Below are 25400 nucleotides of genomic sequence, written 5' to 3' on the forward strand. Positions count from 1 at the left end.
TATCTATACAGTTATTCTGCTTCAGGCGCAGGTGAACCCGCTTCCGGCGCCATCGCTTCTTTGATGCTCAGACGCACGCGGCCCTGACGGTCAACTTCCAGCACCTTAACCGGCACTTCCTGACCCATCTGCAGATAGTCGGTCACTTTCTCGACGCGCTTGTCGGCGATCTGAGAAATGTGTACCAGACCTTCTTTACCACCGCCGATAGCGACGAACGCGCCGAAATCAACGATACGGGTCACTTTACCCTGATAGATACGGCCCACTTCGATCTCTGCCGTGATCTCTTCGATACGACGGATAGCGAATTTCGCCTTCTCACCGTCGGTCGCAGCGATTTTAACTGTACCATCATCTTCAATTTCGATGGTAGTGCCAGTCTCTTCGGTCAGTGCGCGGATAACGGAACCGCCCTTACCGATCACGTCTTTGATTTTATCCGGGTTGATGCGGATAGTATGAATACGCGGTGCGAATTCGGAGATATCGCCGCGCGGGGAGCTGATAGCCTGTTCCATTACGCCCAGGATGTGCAGACGCGCACCCTTGGCCTGGTTCAGAGCCACCTGCATGATCTCGCGGGTGATGCCTTCGATTTTAATGTCCATCTGCAGCGCGGTGATACCGTCGCGGCTACCGGCCACTTTAAAGTCCATGTCGCCCAGGTGATCTTCGTCACCCAGAATGTCGGACAGAACCACAAAGTTATCGGCTTCTTTCACCAGGCCCATCGCGATACCCGCAACGGCAGCCTTGATTGGCACACCGGCGTCCATCAGCGCCAGAGATGCGCCGCACACGGAAGCCATGGAAGAAGAACCGTTGGATTCGGTGATTTCAGACACGACGCGAACCGTGTACGGGAAATCTTCCGGTTTAGGCATCATAGCCAATACGCCACGTTTCGCCAGGCGACCGTGACCGATTTCACGACGCTTAGGAGAACCGACCATGCCGGTTTCGCCTACGGAGTACGGAGGGAAGTTGTAGTGGAACAGGAAGCTGTCGGTCTTCTCGCCCATCAGCTCGTCCAGGTTCTGTGCGTCGCGCGCGGTGCCCAGGGTCGCGGTAACCAGCGCCTGAGTTTCGCCACGGGTGAACAGCGCGGAACCGTGGGTGCGCGGCAGTACGCCGGTGCGCACGTCCAGGCCACGGATCATGTCTTTTTCACGGCCGTCGATACGCGGCTCGCCACGCAGTACGCGGCTGCGCACCACGTTCTTCTCGACGTTGCCCAGGATGTCCTGGATTTCGCCGGCGTCCAGCGTTTCGTCCTGCGCCAGCAGGGTTTCAACAACGCTGTCTTTGATCGCGTCAACCTGAGCGTAACGCTCTTGTTTTTCGGTGATGTGGTAAGCGTCGCCCAGGCGAGCTTCGGCCAGTTCAGCCACGCGCGCGTGCAGCGCTTCGTTGACCGCAGGGGCCTGCCAATCCCACTTCGGCTTGCCGGCTTCGGCAACCAGGGAGTTGATGTTTTCGATAACCACTTGCTGCTGGTCGTGGCCGAACACCACGGCGCCCAGCATCTGATCTTCGCTCAGCACTTCCGCTTCGGATTCAACCATCAGCACCGCGCCTGCAGTACCGGCAACCACCAGATCCAGACGGCTTTCTTTCAGCTCGTCAGTCGTCGGGTTCAGCACGTACTGATCGTTAATGTAACCTACGCGCGCTGCGCCGATTGGGCCGTTGAACGGGATACCGGACAGGCTCAGGGCGGCAGAGGCACCGATCATCGCAACGATGTCCGGGTTCACCTGCGGGTTAACGGAAACTACGGTCGCGATCACCTGAACTTCGTTCAGGAAGCTGTCCGGGAACAGTGGGCGGATCGGACGGTCAATCAGACGGGAAGTCAGCGTCTCGCCTTCGCTCGGACGGCCTTCGCGACGGAAGAAGCTGCCCGGGATACGGCCGGCGGCGTAAGTACGCTCTTGGTAGTTAACGGTCAGCGGGAAGAAGCTCTGGCCCGGCTTGGCTTTTTTCTGGCCAACGACGGTAACGAATACGGCGGTGTCATCCATGCTCACCATAACGGCAGCGGTGGCTTGACGAGCCATCATACCGGTTTCGATGGTGACGGTATGCTGGCCATACTGGAATTTGCGAATGATCGGTGTCAGCAAAATTATATCCTTGATTAGCGGCGCGCAATCGCATTGACGACTCGACACGCCTGTGACTCGATTTGCCTTCTCACTACATCCTCGCGACTAATGACAATCCTTATCTCAGGCAGGAGATAAAGCCTCTCATTAGCCGCGCGAACCTCTGTAACGGAAGAACCTGTTTGGAAACATCAGTAATACATTAACCTGATTTGCTTATGCTTCCTAGAAGAAAGGGGCCAAAATAGGCCCCTTTCCACTGAAACTTGCTAGATTAACGACGCAGACCCAGACGCTCGATCAGGCTGGTGTAACGTGCTACATCTTTACGCTTCAGGTAGTCCAGCAGCTTACGACGCTGAGAAACCATACGCAGCAGACCACGACGGCTGTGGTGATCTTTTTTGTGCTCGGAGAAGTGGCCTTGCAGATGGTTGATCTGCGCAGTCAGCAGGGCAACCTGAACTTCGGTAGAACCGCTGTCGTTAGTACCACGACCGAAATCAGCTACGATTTGAGCTTTAGCTTCAACACTTAGAGACATTGTAATACTCCAGATTATAGATAATAAAAACAGGCGCCGATCTCTAATTCAGCAACCCAATGCATAAGCTGCGCCATTCTACTCTTAGCGCAGTGCGATCGCAAGGCGACGCAGTGCCCCGCCGTCAGTCGAAATGCTCGACCACCAGGCGGCGCGGCGCCACGCGACCATCCTCGGCGATGTCGCCAACGCCGATGAATTTTCGCTCTTCACCCTCGGTGATACGCACCAGGCCGGAAGCCGGCGCGCCGGCCACTTGCACCGGTTGCCCCTGCTTGACGTAACCCGCGACCACCGGCAGCAAATTCACTTCCGGATAGTTCTCAACCGGGCTGTCCATCGGCATCAGCAACGGATCGAGCAGCTCGCCGGGCGCGATCGCTTGTTCCTGCGCCTGAGCCAGCAAAGCGTTCAGCTGTTCCAGCGTCACCATGCGCGCGATCGGATAAGTCGCCACCTGCAGGCGGCGCAGATAGATCACGTGCGCGCCGCAGCCCAGCAGCTCGCCGAGATCGTCGGTGATGGTGCGGATATAGGTGCCTTTCGAGCAGTGGATCTCCAGCTCCAGCTCATCCCCTTCCCAGCGGATAAACTGCAGCTCGTACACCGTGATGCTGCGCGCTTCGCGCGGCACTTCAATCCCCTGGCGCGCATACTCGTAGAGTTTCTTGCCCTGGTATTTCAACGCCGAATACATCGACGGCACCTGCTGGATGTCGCCGCGGAAGGTGTCCAGCGCCGCGTCGAGCTGCGCCTGGGTGAAGTTCACCGGACGCTCCTGCACGATCTGGCCGTCGGCGTCGGAGGTATCGGTACGCTGCCCCAGCTTGGCGATCACCCGATAACGCTTGTCGGAGTCGAGCAGATATTGCGAAAACTTGGTCGCTTCGCCCAGGCAGATAGGCAGCATGCCGGTCGCCAAGGGATCGAGCGCGCCGGTGTGGCCCGCTCGGTTGGCGTTGTACAGGCGTTTTACTTTTTGCAGCGCATCGTTGGACGACAACCCCTGCGGCTTGTCCAGCAACAGCACGCCGTGGATGTCACGGCCGCGGCGACGAGGGCGACTCATTAATCCTCCTTGTCATCGCCTGAGGCGGAACGGCGCTCGGCGTCGTTCTTCACCACGTTGGTCACCAGGTTGGACATGCGCATGCCTTCCACCAGGGAGTTGTCGTAAGCGAAGGTCAGCTCCGGCACCACGCGCAGGCGCATCGCTTTGCCCAGCAGGGTGCGGATATAACCGGAAGCGTCCTGCAACGCTTTGATGCCGTTGGTGACCAGATCCGGATCGTGGTTCTCGGTCAATACGTTCAGGAAGGTGACGTAAACCTTGGCATACGCCAGGTCGCGGGACACTTCCACGCCGGAAACGGTCGCCATGCCGACGCGCGGATCTTTAACTTCACGCTGCAGAATGATCGCAATCTCTTTCTGCATCTCTTGCGCCACGCGTTGACCGCGGCTGAATTCTTTTGCCATTTTGGATTCTCCAGACAAATCGGGGGGCACAAAGGCCCCCCGTAAACAGATATAAGCAGATGTGCAATCGTTAAGCGATGGTGCGTTGGATCTCAATGATTTCGAACACTTCGATCATGTCGCCGACGCGCACGTCGTTATAGTTCTTAACGCCGATACCACATTCCATGCCGTTACGGACTTCGTTAACGTCATCTTTGAAGCGGCGCAGGGATTCCAGCTCGCCTTCATAGATAACCACGTTGTCGCGCAGTACGCGGATTGGGTTGTGACGCTTGATGGTCCCTTCGGTAACCATACAGCCGGCGATAGCGCCGAACTTAGGCGATTTGAACACGTCGCGCACTTCGGCCAGGCCGATGATCTGCTGCTTGTATTCCGGCGCCAGCATACCGCTCATCGCCTGCTTCACTTCGTCGATCAGGTTATAGATCACGGAGTAGTAACGCAGATCCAGGCTTTCCGCTTCGATTACGCGGCGCGCAGAAGCGTCGGCACGCACGTTGAAGCCCAGGATGATGGCGTTGGAAGCCGCAGCCAACGTCGCGTCGGTTTCGGTGATCCCACCTACGCCGGAGCCGACAATCTTCACCTTCACTTCGTCGGTGGAGAGTTTCAGCAGCGAGTCGCTGATCGCTTCGCAAGAACCCTGTACGTCGGACTTCAGTACGATGTTCAGCTCGGACACTTCGCCGTCGGTCATGTTGGCGAACATGTTTTCCAGCTTGGACTTCTGCTGACGCGCCAGTTTGACTTCGCGGAACTTGCCCTGACGGTACAGCGCCACTTCACGCGCTTTCTTCTCGTCGCGCACCACGGTCGCTTCATCACCCGCTGCAGGCACGCTGGACAGACCCAGGATTTCCACAGGGATAGACGGACCGGCAGAGGTCACTTCACGGCCCAGCTCGTCGCGCATCGCACGCACACGGCCGTATTCGAAGCCGCACAGGACGATGTCGCCCTTGTTCAGCGTACCTTCCTGAACCAGAACGGTAGCCACTGGGCCACGGCCTTTATCCAGGAAGGACTCGATCACCACGCCGCTCGCCATGCCGCTGCGTACCGCTTTCAGTTCCAGAACTTCGGCCTGCAGCAGGATAGCCTGCAGCAGCTCGTCGATACCGGTACCGGCTTTCGCGGACACGTGGACGAACTGCGCTTCGCCGCCCCACTCTTCCGGCATCACGCCGTACTGAGACAGTTCCTGCTTAACGCGGTCCGGATCGGCTTCCGGCTTGTCGATTTTGTTCACCGCAACCACCAACGGCACCTGCGCCGCTTTCGCGTGCTGGATAGCTTCGATGGTCTGTGGCATCACGCCGTCGTCGGCCGCTACCACCAGAACCACGATGTCAGTCGCCTGAGCACCGCGAGCACGCATCGAGGTAAACGCGGCGTGGCCCGGGGTATCCAGGAAGGTGATCATGCCGTTCTCGGTTTCTACGTGGTAGGCACCGATGTGCTGGGTAATGCCGCCGGCTTCGCCCGCTGCCACTTTGGTGGAGCGGATGTAGTCCAGCAGAGAGGTTTTACCGTGGTCAACGTGGCCCATGATGGTCACGACCGGCGCGCGCGGCTCGGCCGCAGCGCCCGTATCACGGTCGCTCATCAGCGCTTCTTCCAGCTCGTTTTCACGACGCAGGATAACTTTGTGGCCCATCTCTTCGGCAACCAGCTGTGCGGTTTCCTGGTCGATAACCTGGTTGATGGTGGCCATGGCGCCCAGCTTCATCATCACTTTGATGACCTGAGAACCTTTTACCGCCATCTTGTTGGCCAGCTCGGCCACGGTGATGGTTTCACCGATCACCACGTCACGGTTAACCACCTGCGCCGGCTTGTTGAAGCCCTGCTGCAGAGTGCTAGGCTTGCGTTTACCTTTACCGCCACGGGTAACGGCACGCGCTTCTTCGCGATCCGCTTTGGATTCGGACAGCTTGTTGCCTTTCTTCTGTTTGGTCGCTTTGCCGCCGCGGGTGCGGCTACGACGATCGCCTTCAACTTTGGCGTCGTTTTCGTCTTCCGCGGCACGGGCGTGCTGAGAGGTGGTCACGTGATAGTCGGCGCTTTCAACCGCGGCGCTTGCCGCGTCGGCCTGGGCCCACTTCTCGCCGTTCTCTTCGGCCATGCGACGGGCTTCTTCCGCTACGCGCTTGGCTTCCTCTTCAACCTTGCGGCGCACTTCCTCTTCCGCTTTACGTTTCAGTTCAGCGGCTTCGGCTTCACGGCGTGCTTTTTCCGCCTGAGCTGGCTTGGTCATTTCGTCGGTATGTTGATTGGTCACTTTTTCTTTTTCCGCTGAATTACGCTTAGCAATCTCCGCGGCCTCACGTTTGGCTTGCTCTTCGGCTGCGCGCTTCGCTTCCGCTTCGCGTTTTGCGAGCTCTTCCGCTTCGCGCCGTGCCTGCTCTTCCGCTTCACGCTGTGCCTGCTCTGCCGCTTCAGCCAACTGGGCTTCCTGCGTATCGCGATTTACATAAGTGCGTTTCTTGCGGACCTCAATTTGCACCGATTTACTTTTACCGCCGGTGCTCGGGATATTCAAGGTGCTGCGCGTTTTGCGCTGCAAAGTGAGTTTACCCGGCGCGCTGCCGTGTTCACGGTTCAGGTGCGCCAGCAATGTTTCTTTTTCTTGCTGGGTAACAGAGTCCGACTCGGACTTGTTGATCCCTGCATCAGCAAACTGCTGTACCAGGCGATCAACCGGAGTCTGAATCTCTGCTGCCAGCGATTTTACGGTTACATCTGTCGTCATGCTGTTCCTTCCTGCTACAGTTATTACGCGTTGTCGCCAAACCAACAGATATTGCGTGCAGCCATGATCAGCTCGCCGGCTTGCTCATCGCTAAGCCCTTCAATATCAGCCAGATCGTCAACACCCTGCTCGGCAAGATCTTCCAGCGTACAAACCCCACGCGCGGCCAGTTTAAAGGCCATGCTGCGCTCAAGACCCGGCAGGTTGAGCAAATCGTCGGCCGGTTTGTTGTCGCCCAGGCTTTCTTCTTGTGCCAGGGCCAGCGTGGTCAATGCAGCTTTGGCGCGTTCGCGCAATGCTTCAACCGTATCTTCATCCAGACCGTCGATTTCCAACAGCTCTTTGATCGGCACGTAGGCCAGCTCTTCCAGCGTGGAGAAGCCTTCTTCAACCAGTACGGTGGCGAAATCTTCGTCGATATCAAGATACTTGGTGAAGGTATCAATAGCGGCATGAGCCTCGGCCTGGTGCTTGGCCTGCAGGTCGTCCGCCGTCATCACGTTCAGTTCCCAACGATCGTCGCCGCGGTGTTGTTTCAGCAGCTGGGAAGCCAAACGCACGTTTTGGCCGTTACGGCCGATCGCCTGCGCCAGGTTGCTGGCTTCAACGGCGATATCCATAGTGCAGTTATCTTCGTCTACCACGATCGACGCGACGTCGGCCGGCGCCATGGCGTTGATGACGAATTGCGCTGGGTTATCATCCCACAGGATGATGTCGATACGTTCGCCGCCGAGCTCGCTCGACACGGCCTGAACGCGCGCACCGCGCATACCTACGCAGGCGCCGACCGGGTCGATGCGCTTGTCGTTGGTTTTCACTGCAATTTTCGCACGGGAGCCAGGATCGCGGGCTGCCGCTTTAATTTCAATCACTTCTTCGCCGATTTCCGGCACTTCGATGCGGAACAGTTCTTTCAGCATTTCCGAGCTGGAACGGCTGACGAACAGCTGCGCGCCGCGAGCTTCAGGACGCACGGCGTACAGTACGCCGCGAATGCGGTCGCCCGGGCGGAAGTTTTCGCGCGGCAACATGTCTTCACGGCCAATCACCGCTTCGGCGTTGTTGCCCAGATCCAGCGCGATGCTGTCACGGTTCACTTTCTTCACCACGCCAGTGACGATCTCACCTTCGTGTTCACGGAAAGCGTCAACCACCATCGCACGCTCGGCTTCGCGCACTTTCTGCACGATAACCTGCTTGGCGGTTTGGGTGGTGATACGGTCAAAGGTCACGGATTCGATCTGATCTTCGACGTAACCGCCGAGCTCAATGCTCGGATCTTCAAACTGAGCGGCTTCCAGCGTAATTTCACGCGTTGGCTGAGTCACTTCGTCTACGGCGACCCAACGGCGGAAGGTATCGAAATCGCCGGTTCTGCGGTCAATGCTGACGCGCACGTCGATTTCCTGCTCGTATTTTTTCTTGGTTGCGGTGGCTAATGCAGTTTCCAGCGCTTCGAAAATCTTCTCGCGCGGAAGGGATTTTTCATTGGAAACTGCTTCAACAACAGCCAGAATCTCTTTGTTCATCCTAGTTGCCTCTTCCAAACTTTAAAAGTGGGGTACCAGGTTCGCTTTCTGGATGTTGCTCAGCGCGAACACTTCATCTTTCCCTTCCACAGTAACCGTGATCATCTCGCCTTCGACAGACTTGATAATACCCTGCCACTTGCGACGGTTCTGTACCGCCATGCGCAGGACCAGGCTGACTTCTTCACCGAGGTAACGCGTATAGTGTTCTGCGGTGAACATCGGGCGATCAAGGCCAGGAGAGGAGACTTCCAAGTTGTAAGCGACCGTGATTGGATCTTCGACGTCCAATACAGCGCTGACCTGGTGGCTGACATCAGCGCAATCATCAACATTGATGCCGTTATCACTATCAATATAGATGCGGAGCGTCGATTGGCGCGCACGAATGAATTCGATGCCTACAAGCTCAAAGCCCAACGCTTCTACGGGTGCCGAAAGCATCTCTGTTAACTGTTGCTCTAATGTGGACAAGCCCACCCCCAAGACATAAAAAAAGGGCTAAATAGCCCAGTGATTCTGTTGCCAAATAACAAAAAACCCCGAAAAATCGGGGCTTTATGCAACTGGACCCTGTTTGCCGCTAGGCGGCCTCGGTACAACTTTCGAGCAAGTGTCATTTTCAAATGTTGATCGAGAAAAGCGGGTTTCAATCGAAAAGTGTATTTGAAAATAAACACTTAAAGGAAAGTGGTTGCGGGGGCCGGATTTGAACCGACGACCTTCGGGTTATGAGCCCGACGAGCTACCAGGCTGCTCCACCCCGCGTCCGAAAACGTGGCAAATACTACGCCGATAATCGCAAAATTGCAAGTTATCTCTGGGATTTGGTACCGAGGATGGGACTCGAACCCACAAGCCCGTTAGGGCACTACCACCTCAAGGTAGCGTGTCTACCAATTCCACCACCTCGGTACTGATTCTTACTGCTAACGGCCGTTGTTCTTTCGAGTTCACAACCACCGTTTTCAAACTTTGTTGCGGCTTATTGCGGGATATCGCTGCTCGGCTTGGCAGGTGCTGCCGGCGCGGTTGTCTGCTCAGTTTTCACTGGCTGACCCAGGTTTTCCCACTCGCTGCCTTTCTTGCTTTGGTTGCTGCTGAGGTTGCCCAGAATCAGGCTGATGACGAAGAACAGCGTCGCCAGCACAGCAGTCATGCGGGTCATAAAGTTACCGGAACCACTCGAACCGAACAACGTGCCTGATGCACCTGCTCCGAAAGAGGCTCCCATATCAGCGCCTTTACCTTGCTGCAGCATAATCAGAGCGACCAGCCCGATTGAGATCAGCAGGAAAATTACCAGAAGAGCTTCGTACATAGTAGTACCCGTATCCTTGCGGCCTCACCGCATGCCAAATGCTTCACACTCATCAAGCAGGCGTTTTTACAAACTGCCTACTGAAGCGGGTGTGAATACTAACCAAAGCCGCCAACCCGCGCAAGGGCAATTTGCTGCCGCCGGCGCGTTTGCGGAAAAAAACGCCAACAATCATCTATTCGGGCTCAGCGATGCCAAGCCCGATGGCTAACTGTCTGTTTTAACCTGCTGATTTCACCGCATCGGCGATGCGATGCGCCAGCGCGGTCACCTGCTGCTCGTCCTCGCCTTCCACCATCACGCGGATCAGCGGCTCGGTGCCCGATTTACGCAGCAGCACCCGGCCACGGCCGGCCAGTTCGGTTTCCACCTGCTCGGTGACCTTACGCACCGCTTCAGACTCCAGCGGATTATGCTCGCCGGCGAAGCGGACGTTGACCAGGATCTGCGGCAGCAGCTTCATGCCGCTGCACAGGTCATGCAGGCTCATGTGGTTGCGCACCATGGCGGTCAGCACCTGCAACCCGGCCACGATGCCGTCGCCGGTGGTGGTTTTGTCCAGCAGGATCACATGGCCCGAGTTTTCCGCACCGATGCGCCAGCCCAGCTCCTGCAGCTTCTCCAGCACGTAACGGTCGCCCACTTTGGCACGAGCGAACGGAATGCCCAGCTGTTTCAGCGCCAGCTCCAGCCCCATATTGCTCATCAGGGTGCCGACCGCGCCGCCGCGCAGCTGCCCCTGACGCAGGCCTTCGCGGGCGATGATGTACAGGATCTGATCGCCGTCCACCTTGTTGCCCAGGTGGTCCACCATCATCACGCGGTCGCCGTCGCCGTCGAACGCCAGGCCAACGTGCGCTTTTTCCTTCAGTACGCGCTCCTGCAGCTGACGCACGTCGGTGGCACCACATTTTTCGTTGATGTTCATGCCGTCCGGCTCAACGCCGATGGCGATCACCGTGGCGCCCAGCTCGCGCAGCACGCTCGGCGCGATGTGGTAAGTCGCCCCGTTGGCGCAATCGACCACGATTTTCAGCCCCTTCAGGCTCAGCTCGCTCGGGAAGGTGCCTTTGCAGAATTCGATGTAGCGGCCGGCGGCGTCGATGATGCGGCTGGCTTTACCCAGCTCGGCGGACTCCACGCAGGTCAGCGGCTTTTCCATCTCGGCTTCAATCGCTTCTTCGACGTTGTCCGGCAGCTTGGCGCCGTCGATCGAGAAGAATTTGATGCCGTTGTCATAGAACGGGTTATGCGAAGCGGAAATGACAATGCCCGCCTCGGCGCGGAAGGTGCGCGTCAGATAAGCCACCGCCGGGGTGGGCATCGGCCCGGTGAAGGAAGCGGACAATCCAGCGGCCGCCAGGCCGGCTTCCAGAGCGGACTCCAGCATATAGCCGGAGATGCGCGTATCCTTACCGATGATGATCTTGCGGGAACCGTGACGCGCCAGCACTTTACCGGCCGCCCAGCCCAGCTTCAGCACGAAGTCCGGCGTGATGGGGCTGTCCCCGACCTTGCCACGGATGCCGTCGGTGCCAAAATATTTGCGCTCGCTCATGTCTCTACTGTCCCTTAGCTGAAAGTGTTGCCTCGACGACACGCATCGCCTCGACGGTTTCTTTAACGTCATGCACTCTGACAATCTGCGCACCCTGCATCGCCGCGATCACCGCGCAGGCCACGCTGCCGATAATCCGTTGATCCGGCGGCACGTTCAGCAGTTGTCCAATCATCGATTTGCGCGACATGCCGACCAACAGCGGCAAACCAAAACGATGAAACTCCGACAACCGTGCCAGAAGCTGATAGTTGTGCGCCAAATTTTTACCGAAACCGAAGCCTGGGTCGAGCAGCAATTTCTGATTTGTTATCCCCGCCTCGTTACAGCGCTGAATATGATGCTCGAAAAACGCCTGAACATCGGCAATCAGGTCATCGTAGTGCGGCGCCTGTTGCATGGTGCGCGGCTGCCCTTGCATATGCATCAGGCAGACCGGCAGACCGCTTTCCGCCGCCGCCGTCAGAGCACCCGGCTCCTGCAGCGAACGAATGTCGTTGATCAGATGTGCGCCGGCGTGTGCCGATTCGCGGATCACGCCCGCTTTCGAGGTATCGACCGAGATGAAGACTTCAAAACGCTGCGCCAGCGCTTCCACCACCGGCACGACCCGCTCAAGCTCTTCCTCTTCGCTCACCTCCGCCGCCCCCGGCCTTGTCGATTCACCGCCGATATCGATCATCGTGGCACCGGCCGAAATCAGCGCATGCGCGTGCAGCAGCGCCTGGTTCAGCGTGTTGTGGCGGCCGCCGTCGGAAAACGAATCCGGCGTCACGTTGAGGATACCCATCACCTGCGGATAGGAGAGGTTGAGCGTCATGTCGCGCACGGTTAACTGCATGGTTGGTCCACCTTACTGTTGCCTGGTTCACTGCCCGCCGGGCAAAAAAAAACCCCGGCGTACCGGGGTTTGATGTTATTACACAGCCGCTGTTACTTGTCGAGCTGTTCGGACATGGTGTTGCCCGGCGTTGGGGTGCGCGGCTCATCTACCGGCGTCGGGGCTTTCGGGGTGCCGCCGTTGTCGGAGCTGTTGCCTTTGTTCGCATCGTCCCAACCTGCCGGCGGACGCACGTCTTTGCGGTTCATCAGATCGTCGATCTGCGGCGCATCGATGGTTTCATACTTCATCAGCGCATCCTTCATCGAATGCAGGATGTCCATGTTTTCCATCAACAGCGAACGAGCACGCGTGTAGTTACGTTCGATCAGCGACTTCACTTCCTGGTCGATGATACGCGCGGTTTCATCCGACATGTGCTTCGCCTTGGCCACGGAACGGCCCAGGAACACTTCGCCCTCTTCTTCCGCATACAGCAGCGGCCCCAGCTTCTCGGAGAAGCCCCACTGGGTCACCATGTTGCGGGCGATGGAGGTCGCCACTTTGATGTCGTTCGACGCACCGGTAGAGACTTTTTCCGGCCCGTAGATGATCTCTTCCGCCAGTCGGCCGCCGTACAGGGTGGATATTTGGCTCTCCAGCTTCTGACGGCTGGCGCTGATCGCATCCCCTTCCGGCAGGAAGAAGGTCACGCCGAGCGCGCGTCCGCGAGGAATGATCGTCACCTTGTGTACCGGATCGTGTTCAGGAACCAGGCGGCCGATGATGGCGTGGCCCGCTTCGTGATACGCGGTCGACTCTTTCTGCGCTTCGGTCATCACCATGGAGCGACGTTCCGCACCCATCATGATCTTGTCTTTGGCTTTCTCGAACTCCACCATCGACACCACGCGCTTGTTGCCGCGGGCGGCGAACAGCGCCGCTTCGTTGACCAGGTTAGCCAGGTCGGCACCGGAGAAGCCCGGCGTACCGCGCGCAATGACGGAGGCGTCGATGTCAGCAGCCAACGGCACGCGGCGCATGTGCACCTTCAGGATTTGCTCACGGCCACGCACATCCGGCAGCCCGACCACGACCTGACGGTCGAAGCGGCCCGGGCGCAGCAGCGCAGGGTCAAGCACGTCCGGACGGTTGGTGGCCGCGATGACGATGATGCCCTCGTTGCCTTCAAAACCGTCCATCTCAACCAGCATCTGGTTCAGGGTCTGCTCGCGCTCATCGTGACCGCCACCCAGGCCGGCGCCACGCTGGCGACCGACGGCGTCGATTTCATCGATGAAGATGATGCACGGCGCGGCTTTCTTCGCTTGTTCGAACATGTCGCGCACGCGGGATGCACCCACGCCGACGAACATTTCGACGAAGTCGGAACCGGAAATGGTGAAGAACGGTACCTTCGCTTCGCCGGCGATCGCTTTCGCCAACAGCGTTTTACCGGTCCCCGGCGGGCCAACCATCAGCACGCCTTTCGGGATCTTGCCGCCCAGCTTCTGGAAACGGCTCGGTTCGCGCAGGTATTCCACCAGTTCACTCACCTCTTCTTTCGCTTCGTCACAACCGGCGACATCGGCGAAAGTGGTCTTGATCTGGTCTTCCGTCAGCATGCGGGCCTTGCTCTTGCCGAAGGACATCGCGCCCTTGCCGCCGCCGCCCTGCATTTGCCGCATAAAGAAGATCCAGACCCCGATCAGCAACAGCATCGGGAACCAGGAGATAAAGATAGAAGCCAGCAGGCTCGGCTCTTCAGGCGGCTCGCCGACAACTTTCACATTCTTCGTTAACAACGTATCCAGCAACTTAGGATCGTTGACAGGGATGTAGGTCGTGTATTTGTTACTGTCTTTCTTGGTAACGTTAATTTCACGTCCGTTGATTCGCGCTTCGCGAACCTGGTCTTGGGTCAGTTCGGACATGAAGGTAGAGTAATCCACCCTACGGCCATTCGACTCGCTGGGCCCAAAGCTCTGGAATACAGACATCAACACTACCGCGATGACTAACCAGAGAATTAGGTTTTTCGCCATGTCACTCAAGGGATTAACCTCATCTTACAACTGTGTTAACAAACAGCGTTAGGGTACTACAGTTTGCGCCCTGTCGCTACAATGTACACTTCGCGCGAACGGGCGCGGGAAGCGTCTGGCTTACGAATCTTAACCTTCGTAAACAGGGAGCGAATTTCCCGTAGGTACTCGTCAAAGCCATCTCCCTGGAACACCTTCACCAGGAAACTTCCGCCTGGTGCGAGGACATCACGACACATATCCAGCGCCAACTCCACCAGATACATCGACCTTGGAATATCGACCGCCGGGGTGCCACTCATATTCGGGGCCATATCGGACATGACCACCTGAACCTTACTCTCACCTACTCGTTCCAACAGCGCCTTCAGCACCAGTTCATCACGAAAATCGCCCTGAAGGAAATCGACGCCAACGATAGGATCCATTGGCAAAATATCACAGGCGATGATGCGCCCGGTACCGCCGATTTGGGTGACCACATACTGCGACCAGCCGCCCGGTGCGGCGCCGAGATCAACCACGGTCATGCCCGGTTTGAACAGTTTGTCGCTCTGCTGTATTTCATCAAGTTTAAACCAGGCACGGGAACGCAGTCCCTTTTTCTGCGCCTGCTGTACATATTTATCGCTAAAGTGTTCTTGTAACCAGCGACTGGAGCTAGCCGAACGCTTTTTATTAGCCATCTCGTTTTCCAACTATCATAAAAAGAGTCTTATGTCAGGGTCGCTGCTCACGTAGACTCACACCGGTGAAGACCGATTTGGTGATATACATGAGATGGCGGTAGAATGTACCGTTTTCAATCCCAACTTAAGCAAAAAAGACAATGAATCTGAATAATAAACAAAAACAGCACCTGAAAGGCCTGGCGCATCCGTTAAAACCGGTGGTGATGCTGGGCAATAACGGTCTTACCGAAGGGGTGCTGGCTGAAATTGAACAGGCTCTGGAGCATCATGAGCTGATCAAGGTGAAAATCGCCGCTGAAGATCGCGAAACCAAAACCCTGATCGCCGACGCTATCGTGCGTGAAACGGGCGCCTGCAATGTGCAAGTTATCGGCAGTACGCTTATTCTTTACCGCCCGTCGAAAGAGCGCAAGATCAGTCTACCGCGTTAATAACCATCAGGTTAACGAAAAGGTGCCATGCGCCTGACGAAGATAAAAGGCCGCTTGCGGCCTTTTTCCTATCTTTACAAAACGTTGGCGCATTAATGACCAACGGCCTCGATCAGAGATACTCGACCTTCAGGATCTCGTATTCCACGTCGCCGCCGGGGGTTTTGATCACCACCACGTCGTCTTGCTCTTTGCCGATCAGGCCGCGCGCCATCGGCGAGTTTACCGAAATCAGATTTTTCTTGAAATCGGCCTCGTCGTCGCCAACGATGCGGTAAGTCACTTCTTCTTCACTGTCCAGATTCATCACCGATACGGTGGCGCCGAAGATCACCCGGCCGGTGTTCGGCATCTTGGTGATATCGATCACCTGAGCATTGGACAGCTTGGCTTCGATTTCCTGAATGCGGCCTTCGCAGAAACCCTGCTGTTCGCGGGCGGCGTGGTACTCGGCATTCTCTTTCAAATCGCCGTGCTCACGGGCGTCAGCGATATCCGCAATGATTTTCGGGCGGCGCACGCTTTTCAGATATTCGAGCTCTTCGCGCAGTTTTTCAGCGCCAAACAAGGTCATCGGAATTTGGTTCATCGTATAAATACCTCTAAATCTTTCCTGTTCAAATAACCGTCATCCTGACGTATTCGTATGAAAACACGGTTGGCATACCGCCACCCGCCTCCAGGCGACAAACAAAAGAAACCTGACTCGGAACGAGGCCCAAGCCAAGATTGGTTTTGCATTTTGATGCGCATTTTAGCCTAGAGTTCCTTGAGGGTCATCGTTTACTTTTTCCCTGATTGCACCGTAGTATGACGGCACGTTATCCAGCTGTTATCCCGAGATTATGCGTTTTTCACGAATTGTCAGTGCATTGGCTTGCGCATTTGTTCTGAATGCGAATGCGGCCCCGGTTGAAGAGTACACACAATATCTGCCTGATGGGGCCAACCTTGCCCTGGTCGTTCAGAAAATCGGTGCCGGCGCGCCGACGATCGATTATCACTCTCAGCAGATGGCGCTGCCGGCCAGTACCCAAAAAGTGCTGACGGCGCTGGCGGCCTTGCTGCAACTCGGGCCCGATTACCGTTTCACCACCACGCTGGAGAGCCAGGGCGATATCCGCGATGGCGTGCTGCGCGGCAACCTGATCGCCCGCTTCAGCGGCGATCCGACCTTCAAGCGCCAGAGCCTGCGCAATATGGTAGCCGTCCTGAAGAAACAGGGCGTGCGCCAAATCAGCGGCGACGTCCTGGTCGATACCTCGGTCTTCGCCAGCCATGACAAAGCGCCCGGCTGGCCGTGGAACGATCTGACACAGTGCTTCAGCGCGCCACCGGCCGCCGCCATCGTCGATCGCAACTGTTTCTCGGTCTCGCTGTACAGCGCGCCGAATCCGGGCGACATGGCGTTTATCCGCGTCGCCTCCTATTATCCGGTCAATATGTTTAGCCAGGTGCGCACCCTGGCGCGCGGTTCAGCAGACGCGCAGTACTGCGAGCTGGACGTGGTGCCGGGCGAGCTGAACCGCTTTACCCTGACCGGCTGCCTGACGCAGCGCAGCGAACCGCTGCCGTTGGCCTTCGCCATCCAGGACGGTGCCAGCTACGCGGGTGCCATCCTGAAAGACGAACTGACCCAGGCCGGCATCCAGATCGATGGGCACTTGAAGCGCCAGACGCGCCCTGGCATCACCGGCACGGTGATCGCGCAAACCCAGTCGGCGCCGCTGCACGATCTGTTGAAGATCATGCTGAAGAAATCGGACAACATGATCGCCGACACCGTCTTCCGCACCATCGGCCACGAACGCTTCGGCGTGCCGGGCACCTGGCGAGCGGGTTCCGATGCGGTGCGGCAGGTGCTGCGCCAGAAGGCCGGCATCGATCTGGGTAATACCATCATCGCCGACGGCTCCGGTCTGTCGCGCCACAACCTGCTGGCGCCGGCGACCATGATGCAGGCGCTGCAGTACATCGCTCAGCACGATAACGAGCTGAACTTCATCTCGATGCTGCCGCTGTCCGGCTATGACGGTACCCTGCGTTACCGCGGCGGCCTGCATGAAGCCGGCGTCGACGGCAAAGTGTCGGCCAAGACCGGCGCGCTGCAGGGCGTCTACAACCTGGCGGGCTTCATCACCACCGCCAGCGGCCAGCGCATGGCCTTCGTGCAGTATCTCTCCGGCTACGCCGTGCCGCCGGAAGATCAGAAACAGCGCCGCGCCCCGCTGGTGCGCTTCGAAAGCCGCCTGTATCGGGATATTTACCAAAACAACTGAGGATCGTCATGAAGCTGTTGGTCGTTGAGGATGATGAACTGCTGCAACAGGGGCTGGCGCTGGCGCTGACCGGCGAAGGTTACGTCTGCGACTGCGCCGCCACGGCGGCGGAGGCCAACAGCCTGCTCATCACCAGTCAATACAGCATGGTGATCCTGGATCTCGGTCTGCCGGACATGGACGGCGCCGCGCTGCTGCGGCAGTGGCGCCGCCAGCAGATCGATCTGCCGGTGCTGATCCTGACTGCCCGCGACGCCCTGGAAGATCGCGTCGATGGATTGGACGCCGGCGCCGACGACTACCTGGTCAAACCCTTCGCGTTGGTCGAACTGCAGGCGCGCGTGCGCGCCCTTCTGCGGCGCTACCAGGGCCACAGCGACAATCTGATGCAGGTGGATGACCTGCAGCTGAACCTCTCGAGCCAGCAGGTCTACCTGCAGCAGCAGCCGGTGGAGGTCACGCCGAAAGAGTTTGCCATTCTGGCGCGTCTTATCATGCGTGCCGGGCAAACGGTAAACCGTGAACTCCTGCAGCAGGATCTCTACACCTGGCAGGACGACTTGGGTTCCAACACGCTGGAAGTACACATCCACAACCTGCGCCGCAAACTGGGCAAGGATCGTATCCGCACCGTGCGCGGCATCGGCTACCGCCTGGAACCCTCGTCATGATCAGCATGCGCCGCCGCCTGCTGCTGATGCTGGCGCTGATCCTGCTGGTCACGCAACTCATCAGCGCCTTCTGGCTGTGGCACGAAAGCCAGGAGCAGATCAGCTTCCTGGTGGACGAAACGCTGTCCGCCAAAGTGCGTACCGAACGCGTCGATACCGAGATCGCCGAGGCCATCGCGTCGCTGCTGGCGCCTTCGCTGATCATGATGATCGTCACGCTGCTGGCGTCATTTTGGGCCATCAGCTGGATCATCCGCCCGCTCAACCAATTGCAGCAACGGCTGGAAAAACGCTCTGCCGATAACCTGACGCCGCTGCCAATCACCAGCGACAGCCAGGAAATGGTGGCGGTCACCAATGCACTCAATCAGCTGTTTTCACGGCTGGATAACACCATTCAACAGGAACGCCTGTTCACCGCCGACGCCGCCCATGAGCTGCGCACGCCGCTGGCCGGCATCCGCCTGCACCTGGAACTGATGGAAAAGCAGGGCGTCAAGGGCAGCCAGGCGCTGATCGCCCGCATCGATCAGCTAATGCACACCGTCGAGCAGTTGCTGATGCTGTCGCGCGCCGGGCAAGACTTCGCCAGCGGCCATTACCAGCATTTCGATTGGGTGGCCGATGTGATTCAGCCGCTGCAGGAAGAACTCGGCGAAATGACCGCCCAACGCGGACAGACGCTGGATTGGCAATTGCCGGCCGTCGCCGCAGTGAACGGCGATCCGGTGCTGCTGCGGTTGCTGCTGCGCAACCTGGTCGAAAACGCTCACCGTTACGGCCCGGAAGGCGGTGCGATACAGGTGCGGTTAACGTCGCAAGACAGCGGCTATCTGCTGCAGGTCATCGACGATGGCCCTGGGATCAAGGAAGAGATGGTTGGGGAACTGACGCAGGCGTTTCGCCGCATGGATCAACGCTACGGCGGCAGCGGACTGGGCCTGAATATCGTGATCCGCATCGCGCAGCTGCACCAGGGGCGATTGACGCTGGAAAACCGCCGCGATGCGCGCGGCCTGAACGCCCAGTGCTGGTTGCCGGAAAAGGCGCTCAAATAACAAGGGCCCAGCATTGCTGAGCCCTTTATCACCGAATTACTTCTGGTAAATGATTTCGACGCCTTCGTCGTCGTCTTCGTCCCAGTCGTCATCCCAGTCATCTTCCGCTTCGGCTTCCACTTCCGCGATTTGCTCACGGTGGTAGTCATCCCACATGAATTCGACTTTTTCCGGTGCGCTTTCTTCGATCGCCATCGCTTTCGGCTGAGTGTTGATGAAGTTCATCACGTCCCAGCACAGCGCGTTGACGCCTTCGCGGTTGGCGGCGGAGATCATGTAGTACTTCCCTTCCCAGCCCATGCCTTCCACAATCGCTTTGGCGCGTTCGGCGGCTTCTTCCTCACCAATCACATCAATTTTGTTGAACACCAGCCAGCGTGGCTTCTGAGCCAGATTTTCGCTGTATTGGTTCAACTCGTTGATGATCACTTTGGCGTTTTCCACCGGATCGGTTTCGTCGATCGGCGCGATGTCCACCAGGTGCAGCAGCACGCGGCAACGCTCCAGGTGTTTCAGGAAGCGAATGCCCAGGCCCGCGCCTTCGGAGGCGCCTTCGATCAGCCCAGGAATGTCGGCGACCACAAAGCTCTGCTCGTGGTCCATGCGCACCACGCCCAGGCTCGGCACCAGCGTGGTAAACGGATAATCGGCCACCTTCGGCTTGGCGGCGGACACCGCACGGATGAAGGTCGATTTGCCGGCGTTCGGCAGGCCCAGCATGCCCACATCGGCCAGCAGCAACAGTTCCAGCAACAGGTCGCGCGCTTCGCCGGCGGTACCCAGCGTCTTCTGACGCGGTGCACGGTTGACCGAAGATTTGAAACGGGTGTTGCCCAGACCGTGCCAGCCGCCTTTGGCGACCATCAGCTTCTGCTCGTGGCGGGTCATGTCGCCGAGGATCTCGCCGGTGCCCTGATCCTTCACGCGCGTGCCGACCGGCACCTTGATGATGACGTCTTTACCGCGTTTACCGGTACAGTCGCGGCTCTGGCCATTCTGGCCGCGCTCGGCGCGGAAAGACTTCTCAAAACGGTAGTCGATCAGGGTGTTGAGGTTCTCGTCCGCCAGCAGGTAGACGTCGCCGCCGTCGCCGCCGTCGCCGCCGTCAGGCCCACCGTTGGGGATATATTTTTCGCGGCGGAAGCTGACGCATCCGTTGCCGCCGTCGCCTGCAACGACCAGAATCGCTGCTTCATCTACAAACTTCATTTACCGTCTCCGTAAATCATTCACCGGGCTGCTTCAAAGGAGCAACCTGGGGGGGTTCTGCCCGTCGCGGCCACCACCGGTGACCAATTGCGGAAAACATGGCGCCCGCCACGACCACAAACGCGCCAACATAGCCGACGATATTCAACGTCGGTGCGGCGAATGCCTGGGGCCAGGCCAACGCCAATAAATCTGAAAACAGCAGGGTAAACAGCGGGGTCAGCGTCACCAACGCGCTCACCTGCGCCGCCTGCCAGCGCGCCATCGCTTCGGCCAACGCGCCGTAGCCGATCAGCGTGTTGGCGCCGCAAAACAGCAGGCATGCCAATTGCCAGCCGCTAAGCTGGAAAATCACCTCAGGTTTGGCCAGAGGGAACAACGCTATCGCACATAAAGTGTACAACATAACCAGGATCTGCGGCGAAGCCAGTCGGCGCAGCAATACCTTCTGCGCCACGCCGTAGCTCACCCAGACCATCGCCGCACATACGCCCAACATGACGCCCAGCGTGTAGTCCGTCAGCCGGGTGAAGATCTCTATCAGACTGACGTTGAAAAACAGCATCAGCCCGCAAATCAGCATCAGGGCGCCAATAACCTGGGTGATGCGCATGCGTTCTTTTAAAATCAGCACGCTGGCGAACATCATGCCCACCGGCGACAGCTGGCCAATCACCTGCGACGCCGTCGGGCTCAGGTATTGCAGCGAGGAGCTGAAGAAGACAAAGTTGCCCAACAGCCCCGCCGTCGCGATCGCCAACAGCAGCAGCCAGCGCGGCTGGCGGAACATCGTCAGCGGCGGCAGCTTGCCGCGCACCGCGAGGATCACGCCCAAACCGATGGCGGCCATGGTAAAGCGATACCAGACGACGGTAAACGGCTCCATCACCGTCAACACTTCTTTCATTGCGATCGGCAACGCGCCCCAGCAAACCGCCGTGGTTAACGCCAGGGAAATGCCAACGCCGACCTGCTGCTTCGTATCCATATCACCATCGCCAACGCTGACGAGCCTGTTCCCAGGCAACCCATAAATGTAAAAAGCCCCGCAACGAATTGCGGGGCTTACATCTATTTCGTAAGGCTCGAAAAATTATTCAGCTTCGATGCTGATGAATTTACGATTGCTCGGGCCTTTAACTTCGAATTTGACTTTACCGTCTTTCAAAGCAAACAGAGTGTGGTCTTTGCCGCAACCCACGTTGGTACCAGCGTGGAATTTGGTGCCGCGCTGACGAACGATGATGCTGCCTGCCAGTACTGCTTCGCCGCCAAAGCGTTTTACGCCCAGACGTTTAGCTTCTGAATCGCGACCGTTACGAGTCGAGCCGCCAGCCTTTTTGTGTGCCATTAATCCGCTCTCCTAACTTAAGCGCTGATGCCGGTGATTTTAACGTCAGTGAACCACTGACGGTGGCCCTGCTGCTTACGGTGGTGCTTACGACGACGAAACTTAACAATCTTAATTTTCTCGCCACGACCGTGAGCAACGACTTCAGCTTTGATCTTGCCGCCATCGACGAAAGGAACGCCGATTTTGATATCTTCGCCATTAGCGATCATCAGAATCTGGTCAAACTCAACCGCTTCACCAGTTGCGATGTCCAGCTTTTCCAAGCGAACGGTCTGACCTTCGCTTACTCGGTGTTGTTTACCACCACTTTGGAAAACCGCGTACATATAAAACTCCGCTTTCCGCGTGCCCGACTGTGTTAGTTCAGAGCGCGCTATAAATATTCACAATAGGGCGCGAATTCTACGCAAAAAAGCAGCGCATGACAAGAGCAGAATAAGACCAGAAGGAGAAAAAAGAAGAAAAAAAGCGCAGTTTCTTTCGTGGCGTTTATCTGAACCGTTTTTCAAGTACAATCATAGGGACAGTTACCGCCATGTACCGATGTGAGCAGCGATCTCAACGCGGTGAAGAGAAACACAGCTGAAAAAAATACAATGAACCTAGATCAAATTACCGAGTTAACCGCGCAAGATATGGCGGCCGTGAACGCAACAATTCTCGAACAGCTGAATTCCGATGTCACGCTCATCAATCAGCTTGGGTATTACATTATCAGCGGTGGCGGTAAGCGCATCCGGCCGATGATCGCCGTCCTGGCGGCGCGGGCGTTGGGCTATGAAGGCAACAAGCACGTCACCGTTGCCGCCCTGATCGAATTCATTCATACCGCCACGCTGTTGCATGACGACGTCGTCGACGAATCGGACATGCGCCGCGGCAAAGCCACCGCCAACGCGGCGTTCGGCAACGCCGCCAGCGTACTGGTCGGCGACTTTATCTATACCCGCGCCTTCCAGATGATGACCAGTCTGGAATCCCTGCGCGTGCTGGCGCTGATGTCGGAGGCGGTCAACGTCATCGCCGAAGGCGAAGTGCTGCAGTTGATGAACGTGCACGATCCCGACATCAGCGAAGAAAGCTATATGCGGGTGATCTACAGCAAAACCGCCCGTCTGTTTGAAGCGGCGGCGCAATCGTCGGCGATCCTGTCCGGTGCCAGCACCGAACAGGAGCAGGCGTTGCAAGACTATGGCCGCTACCTCGGCACCGCTTTCCAGCTGATCGACGATCTGCTCGACTACAGCGCCGACGGCAGCACCCTGGGCAAAAACACCGGCGACGATCTGAACGAAGGGAAACCGACCCTGCCGCTGCTGCACGCGATGCACAACGGCGACGACGCGCAGCGCGACATGATCCGCAGTGCGATTGAGCAAGGCAACGGTCGTCATCTGTTGGAGCCGGTACTGCAGGCGATGCAGCAATGCGGTTCGCTGGAGTACACCCGCAAACGCGCTGAAGAAGAAGCCGACAAGGCGATCGCCGCGCTGCGGGTCTTGCCGGTATCGGAGCATCGCACGGCGCTGGAAGGCCTGGCCCACCTGGCGGTGCAACGCGATTTTTAAGAAAGTTAATTTTCTTAAAAACCATCAGGCCCGCGCACGCGGGCCTGCCTAGGTATTGCTCTCTTCGTCAATGCGCGCCAACAGGCCGCCAATCCCTTCCCGCATCAGGAAAGCCACCATTTTCTCGCGCTCGCTCTCCGTCAAATGGTAGTAATACTCGATCCAGACCGCCAACGGATCCTGACGCTCAACGTCATATGCCGCCCCGTCTTCCTTCAGCACCAGCAGATTACGCACGTCTGAAGGCAGGCTGTCGATGTGGTACTCCAACGCTTTTCCCTGCACGCCTTTACGCCTGCGGCTGATCCAGCCTTCGCGCCGGGCCATCAGATTGATTCCCTGTGGTGAGGAAGGTAATCCTGCGATGCCTGTCAGTTCCTTGGCGGCAAACCACTCGTTTTTCATAGCCATCATCTCTGGGCAATAGTGGGCAAAGTCATTTTTGGAAATTACTTGGGTATTTTTTTAGAAATTTAGTGGTATTCTGGTTTCCGAATAAGCGATTCACGTTGTGCAAACGCCTAACCTTGACCCGTTAGTTATACCACTAACGCAACTTTGGCTAATCAGAAAAGGAATGTAAACATGAATTCAAGGAACCCAGATTGGCATCCGGCAGATATCATCGCGGCGCTACGCAAACAGGGCACCACGCTGGCAGCAGTGTCGCGCAAGGCCGGATTAAGCTCATCAACGCTGGCCAACGCACTGTCGCGCCCGTGGCCAAAGGGGGAATGGCTGATCGCCGAAGCGATAGGCGTCCACCCTTCGGAGATATGGCCAAGCCGCTATTACGATCCCCGCAGCGATTGCCTGCTGGATCGCAAGGCACGCATCAAATCGTGAACGCGGGGCAAAAAAAAACCGCCGGAACAGGCGTCCGGCGGCGTTTATCGGCTGACTATCGGCAACGATCAGTTATTGATGAACTTCTCGCCCAGTTCGATATCTTTGTGCAGCACGTCCAGCATCTCGTTCAGCGCTTTCTGCTCGAAGGCGCTCAGGGTGCCGATATCTTTGCGCTCTTCAACGCCGTTCTTGCCCAGCACCAGCGGCTGTGCGAAGAAGCGAGCGTATTTGCCGTCGCCTTCAACGTAAGCGCATTCCACTACGCCTTTCTCGCCCTGCAGTGCACGCACCAGAGACAGACCGAAACGTGCGGCCGCCTGGCCCATGGACAGCGTTGCAGACCCGCCACCGGCTTTGGCTTCCACCACTTCGGTACCGGCGTTCTGAATGCGTTTGGTCAGATCCGCCACTTCCTGATCGGTGAAGCTCACGCCCGGGATCTGCGACAGCAGAGGCAGGATGGTCACGCCAGAGTGGCCGCCGATAACCGGCACGTTCAGCTCTTCCGGCTGCTTGCCTTTCAGCTCGGCCACGAAGGTGTTGGAACGGATGATATCCAGCGAAGTCACGCCGAACAGTTTGTTCTTGTCGTAAACGCCGGCTTTTTTCAGCACTTCCGCCGCGATGGCGACCGTGGTGTTAACCGGGTTGGTGATGATGCCGATGCAGGCTTTCGGGCAGGTTTTCGCCACTTGCTCAATCAGGTTACGCACGATGCCGGCGTTAACGTTGAACAGGTCAGAGCGATCCATGCCAGGCTTACGGGCCACACCGGCGGAAATCAGCACCACGTCCGCACCGTGCAGAGCCGGAGTCGCGTCTTCGCCGCTGAAGCCTTTGATTTTAACTGCGGTTGGGATGTGGCTTAAGTCGACGGCAACGCCTGGGGTAACAGGGGCAATGTCGTAGAGAGAGAGTTCAGAACCTGAAGGAAGCTGGGTTTTGAGTAGAAGGGCGAGGGCCTGGCCGATACCGCCAGCAGCACCGAGAACTGCAACTTTCATCCTATACTCCTTTATTATCTTAAATATATAAAGCGCCGTGAATGTGTTGGTTACGGACCTTAAGTCCTTACACCTTTCAAAACAATAAATTAGCCAATTCTTGCCTGCAGGTGTAAT

General features: G+C 57.6%; 25 protein-coding genes and 2 tRNA genes. 6 read left to right on the forward strand and 21 right to left on the reverse strand.

Annotated elements, in window-relative coordinates; all coding sequences use genetic code 11:
- Positions 1 to 11: 11 nt before the first annotated feature.
- The 14 genes from pnp to rlmE form a co-directional block, all read right to left on the reverse strand.
- Positions 12 to 2129 (reverse strand): polyribonucleotide nucleotidyltransferase, encoded by a 2118-nt coding sequence (gene pnp / locus FHU12_RS19550; protein ID WP_025305055.1) that lies wholly within the window; start codon positions 2127 to 2129, stop codon positions 12 to 14.
- A gap of 256 nt (positions 2130 to 2385) precedes the next feature.
- Positions 2386 to 2655, reverse strand: a complete 270-nt coding sequence (gene rpsO / locus FHU12_RS19555; protein ID WP_004933502.1) for a 30S ribosomal protein S15 — start codon at positions 2653 to 2655, stop codon at positions 2386 to 2388.
- Between the two features lie 124 nt (positions 2656 to 2779).
- Complete coding sequence (gene truB, locus FHU12_RS19560) at positions 2780 to 3724, reverse strand: tRNA pseudouridine(55) synthase TruB (protein WP_039567792.1); 945 nt, start codon at positions 3722 to 3724, stop codon at positions 2780 to 2782.
- Positions 3724 to 4134: a 30S ribosome-binding factor RbfA gene (gene rbfA / locus FHU12_RS19565; RefSeq protein WP_004933508.1), complete on the reverse strand. Its 411-nt coding sequence runs from the start codon at positions 4132 to 4134 to the stop codon at positions 3724 to 3726. The genes truB and rbfA overlap by 1 nt, the downstream gene beginning before the upstream one ends.
- 70 nt (positions 4135 to 4204) lie before the next feature.
- Positions 4205 to 6892 carry a translation initiation factor IF-2 gene (gene infB / locus FHU12_RS19570; protein WP_141971299.1) on the reverse strand — a complete coding sequence of 896 codons (2688 nt, stop codon included), beginning with the start codon at positions 6890 to 6892 and terminating at the stop codon, positions 4205 to 4207.
- 23 nt (positions 6893 to 6915) lie between these two features.
- Positions 6916 to 8424 (reverse strand): transcription termination factor NusA, encoded by a 1509-nt coding sequence (gene nusA, locus FHU12_RS19575; RefSeq protein WP_019453340.1) that lies wholly within the window; start codon positions 8422 to 8424, stop codon positions 6916 to 6918.
- A 21-nt stretch (positions 8425 to 8445) separates the two neighbouring features.
- On the reverse strand, positions 8446 to 8898 hold the full coding sequence (gene rimP, locus FHU12_RS19580; protein WP_004933515.1) for a ribosome maturation factor RimP: 453 nt from the start codon (positions 8896 to 8898) through the stop codon (positions 8446 to 8448).
- A gap of 217 nt (positions 8899 to 9115) precedes the next feature.
- Positions 9116 to 9192, reverse strand: a tRNA-Met gene (locus FHU12_RS19585).
- Positions 9193 to 9252: 60 nt separating this feature from the next.
- Positions 9253 to 9339, reverse strand: a tRNA-Leu gene (locus FHU12_RS19590).
- Between the two features lie 70 nt (positions 9340 to 9409).
- A complete protein-coding gene (gene secG, locus FHU12_RS19595) occupies positions 9410 to 9745 on the reverse strand; it encodes a preprotein translocase subunit SecG (RefSeq protein ID WP_004933519.1) in 336 nt (111 codons plus the stop codon).
- 220 nt (positions 9746 to 9965) lie between these two features.
- On the reverse strand, positions 9966 to 11303 hold the full coding sequence (gene glmM / locus FHU12_RS19600; protein WP_141971302.1) for a phosphoglucosamine mutase: 1338 nt from the start codon (positions 11301 to 11303) through the stop codon (positions 9966 to 9968).
- Positions 11304 to 11307: 4 nt separating this feature from the next.
- Positions 11308 to 12144 carry a dihydropteroate synthase gene (gene folP / locus FHU12_RS19605; RefSeq protein ID WP_141971304.1) on the reverse strand — a complete coding sequence of 279 codons (837 nt, stop codon included), beginning with the start codon at positions 12142 to 12144 and terminating at the stop codon, positions 11308 to 11310.
- A 92-nt stretch (positions 12145 to 12236) separates the two neighbouring features.
- Entirely contained in the window at positions 12237 to 14168 is a 1932-nt protein-coding gene (ftsH, locus tag FHU12_RS19610; protein WP_004933529.1) for an ATP-dependent zinc metalloprotease FtsH, read from the reverse strand.
- A 56-nt stretch (positions 14169 to 14224) separates the two neighbouring features.
- Positions 14225 to 14854: a 23S rRNA (uridine(2552)-2'-O)-methyltransferase RlmE gene (rlmE, locus tag FHU12_RS19615; RefSeq protein ID WP_004933533.1), complete on the reverse strand. Its 630-nt coding sequence runs from the start codon at positions 14852 to 14854 to the stop codon at positions 14225 to 14227.
- A 143-nt stretch (positions 14855 to 14997) separates the two neighbouring features.
- Here rlmE and yhbY point away from each other — a divergent pair, with 143 nt between their 5' ends.
- Positions 14998 to 15291: a ribosome assembly RNA-binding protein YhbY gene (gene yhbY / locus FHU12_RS19620; protein ID WP_004933536.1), complete on the forward strand. Its 294-nt coding sequence runs from the start codon at positions 14998 to 15000 to the stop codon at positions 15289 to 15291.
- 112 nt (positions 15292 to 15403) lie between these two features.
- On the opposite strand, the gene greA is transcribed toward yhbY, so the two are convergent.
- On the reverse strand, positions 15404 to 15880 hold the full coding sequence (gene greA / locus FHU12_RS19625; RefSeq protein ID WP_025305051.1) for a transcription elongation factor GreA: 477 nt from the start codon (positions 15878 to 15880) through the stop codon (positions 15404 to 15406).
- 256 nt (positions 15881 to 16136) lie between these two features.
- On the opposite strand from greA, the gene dacB reads away from it, so the two are divergent.
- Genes dacB through pmrB form a run of 3 tightly spaced genes read left to right on the forward strand, consistent with a single transcriptional unit; the run spans position 16137 to position 19299 of the window.
- On the forward strand, positions 16137 to 17570 hold the full coding sequence (gene dacB, locus FHU12_RS19630; protein ID WP_025305050.1) for a serine-type D-Ala-D-Ala carboxypeptidase: 1434 nt from the start codon (positions 16137 to 16139) through the stop codon (positions 17568 to 17570).
- 8 nt (positions 17571 to 17578) lie between these two features.
- Positions 17579 to 18241, forward strand: a complete 663-nt coding sequence (pmrA, locus tag FHU12_RS19635) for a two-component system response regulator PmrA (protein ID WP_019453348.1) — start codon at positions 17579 to 17581, stop codon at positions 18239 to 18241.
- Complete coding sequence (gene pmrB, locus FHU12_RS19640; RefSeq protein WP_141971306.1) at positions 18238 to 19299, forward strand: two-component system sensor histidine kinase PmrB; 1062 nt, start codon at positions 18238 to 18240, stop codon at positions 19297 to 19299. The genes pmrA and pmrB overlap by 4 nt, the downstream gene beginning before the upstream one ends.
- A gap of 36 nt (positions 19300 to 19335) precedes the next feature.
- On the opposite strand, the gene cgtA is transcribed toward pmrB, so the two are convergent.
- The 4 genes from cgtA to rplU form a co-directional block, all read right to left on the reverse strand.
- Complete coding sequence (gene cgtA, locus FHU12_RS19645; protein WP_025305047.1) at positions 19336 to 20508, reverse strand: Obg family GTPase CgtA; 1173 nt, start codon at positions 20506 to 20508, stop codon at positions 19336 to 19338.
- 16 nt (positions 20509 to 20524) lie between these two features.
- Positions 20525 to 21496 (reverse strand): DMT family transporter, encoded by a 972-nt coding sequence (locus FHU12_RS19650; RefSeq protein ID WP_141971309.1) that lies wholly within the window; start codon positions 21494 to 21496, stop codon positions 20525 to 20527.
- Positions 21497 to 21601: 105 nt separating this feature from the next.
- The gene (gene rpmA / locus FHU12_RS19655) at positions 21602 to 21859 is read right to left on the reverse strand and encodes a 50S ribosomal protein L27 (RefSeq protein ID WP_004933559.1); all 258 of its coding nucleotides are present in this window, start codon (positions 21857 to 21859) and stop codon (positions 21602 to 21604) included.
- A 17-nt stretch (positions 21860 to 21876) separates the two neighbouring features.
- Positions 21877 to 22188: a 50S ribosomal protein L21 gene (rplU, locus tag FHU12_RS19660; protein ID WP_004933561.1), complete on the reverse strand. Its 312-nt coding sequence runs from the start codon at positions 22186 to 22188 to the stop codon at positions 21877 to 21879.
- A 270-nt stretch (positions 22189 to 22458) separates the two neighbouring features.
- On the opposite strand from rplU, the gene ispB reads away from it, so the two are divergent.
- Positions 22459 to 23430, forward strand: a complete 972-nt coding sequence (gene ispB / locus FHU12_RS19665; RefSeq protein ID WP_141971311.1) for an octaprenyl diphosphate synthase — start codon at positions 22459 to 22461, stop codon at positions 23428 to 23430.
- Positions 23431 to 23478: 48 nt separating this feature from the next.
- Here ispB and FHU12_RS19670 read toward each other — a convergent pair whose 3' ends face one another.
- Positions 23479 to 23835 carry a DNA-binding protein gene (locus FHU12_RS19670; protein ID WP_141971313.1) on the reverse strand — a complete coding sequence of 119 codons (357 nt, stop codon included), beginning with the start codon at positions 23833 to 23835 and terminating at the stop codon, positions 23479 to 23481.
- 180 nt (positions 23836 to 24015) lie between these two features.
- Here FHU12_RS19670 and FHU12_RS19675 point away from each other — a divergent pair, with 180 nt between their 5' ends.
- The gene (locus tag FHU12_RS19675; RefSeq protein ID WP_141971315.1) at positions 24016 to 24276 is read left to right on the forward strand and encodes a helix-turn-helix domain-containing protein; all 261 of its coding nucleotides are present in this window, start codon (positions 24016 to 24018) and stop codon (positions 24274 to 24276) included.
- A 68-nt stretch (positions 24277 to 24344) separates the two neighbouring features.
- Here FHU12_RS19675 and mdh read toward each other — a convergent pair whose 3' ends face one another.
- Positions 24345 to 25283 (reverse strand): malate dehydrogenase, encoded by a 939-nt coding sequence (mdh, locus tag FHU12_RS19680; protein ID WP_004933569.1) that lies wholly within the window; start codon positions 25281 to 25283, stop codon positions 24345 to 24347.
- Positions 25284 to 25400 lie beyond the last annotated feature (117 nt).

This window comes from Serratia marcescens, from assembly GCF_006715005.1.
Taxonomy (GTDB): domain Bacteria; phylum Pseudomonadota; class Gammaproteobacteria; order Enterobacterales; family Enterobacteriaceae; genus Serratia; species Serratia montpellierensis.

Coding starts and splice junctions, on each gene's coding strand:
- ispB (WP_141971311.1), top strand. CDS start 22,459: ATGAACCTAGATCAAATTACCGAGTTAACCGCGCAAGATATGGCGGCC.
- rpsO (WP_004933502.1), bottom strand. CDS start 2,655: ATGTCTCTAAGTGTTGAAGCTAAAGCTCAAATCGTAGCTGATTTCGGT.
- rbfA (WP_004933508.1), bottom strand. CDS start 4,134: ATGGCAAAAGAATTCAGCCGCGGTCAACGCGTGGCGCAAGAGATGCAG.
- dacB (WP_025305050.1), top strand. CDS start 16,137: ATGCGTTTTTCACGAATTGTCAGTGCATTGGCTTGCGCATTTGTTCTG.
- glmM (WP_141971302.1), bottom strand. CDS start 11,303: ATGAGCGAGCGCAAATATTTTGGCACCGACGGCATCCGTGGCAAGGTC.
- pmrA (WP_019453348.1), top strand. CDS start 17,579: ATGAAGCTGTTGGTCGTTGAGGATGATGAACTGCTGCAACAGGGGCTG.
- greA (WP_025305051.1), bottom strand. CDS start 15,880: ATGAACCAAATTCCGATGACCTTGTTTGGCGCTGAAAAACTGCGCGAA.
- cgtA (WP_025305047.1), bottom strand. CDS start 20,508: ATGAAGTTTGTAGATGAAGCAGCGATTCTGGTCGTTGCAGGCGACGGC.
- truB (WP_039567792.1), bottom strand. CDS start 3,724: ATGAGTCGCCCTCGTCGCCGCGGCCGTGACATCCACGGCGTGCTGTTG.
- mdh (WP_004933569.1), bottom strand. CDS start 25,283: ATGAAAGTTGCAGTTCTCGGTGCTGCTGGCGGTATCGGCCAGGCCCTC.
- folP (WP_141971304.1), bottom strand. CDS start 12,144: ATGCAGTTAACCGTGCGCGACATGACGCTCAACCTCTCCTATCCGCAG.
- ftsH (WP_004933529.1), bottom strand. CDS start 14,168: ATGGCGAAAAACCTAATTCTCTGGTTAGTCATCGCGGTAGTGTTGATG.
- secG (WP_004933519.1), bottom strand. CDS start 9,745: ATGTACGAAGCTCTTCTGGTAATTTTCCTGCTGATCTCAATCGGGCTG.
- FHU12_RS19670 (WP_141971313.1), bottom strand. CDS start 23,835: ATGAAAAACGAGTGGTTTGCCGCCAAGGAACTGACAGGCATCGCAGGA.
- rpmA (WP_004933559.1), bottom strand. CDS start 21,859: ATGGCACACAAAAAGGCTGGCGGCTCGACTCGTAACGGTCGCGATTCA.
- rplU (WP_004933561.1), bottom strand. CDS start 22,188: ATGTACGCGGTTTTCCAAAGTGGTGGTAAACAACACCGAGTAAGCGAA.
- FHU12_RS19675 (WP_141971315.1), top strand. CDS start 24,016: ATGAATTCAAGGAACCCAGATTGGCATCCGGCAGATATCATCGCGGCG.
- FHU12_RS19650 (WP_141971309.1), bottom strand. CDS start 21,496: ATGGATACGAAGCAGCAGGTCGGCGTTGGCATTTCCCTGGCGTTAACC.
- yhbY (WP_004933536.1), top strand. CDS start 14,998: ATGAATCTGAATAATAAACAAAAACAGCACCTGAAAGGCCTGGCGCAT.
- infB (WP_141971299.1), bottom strand. CDS start 6,892: ATGACGACAGATGTAACCGTAAAATCGCTGGCAGCAGAGATTCAGACT.
- rlmE (WP_004933533.1), bottom strand. CDS start 14,854: ATGGCTAATAAAAAGCGTTCGGCTAGCTCCAGTCGCTGGTTACAAGAA.
- pmrB (WP_141971306.1), top strand. CDS start 18,238: ATGATCAGCATGCGCCGCCGCCTGCTGCTGATGCTGGCGCTGATCCTG.
- nusA (WP_019453340.1), bottom strand. CDS start 8,424: ATGAACAAAGAGATTCTGGCTGTTGTTGAAGCAGTTTCCAATGAAAAA.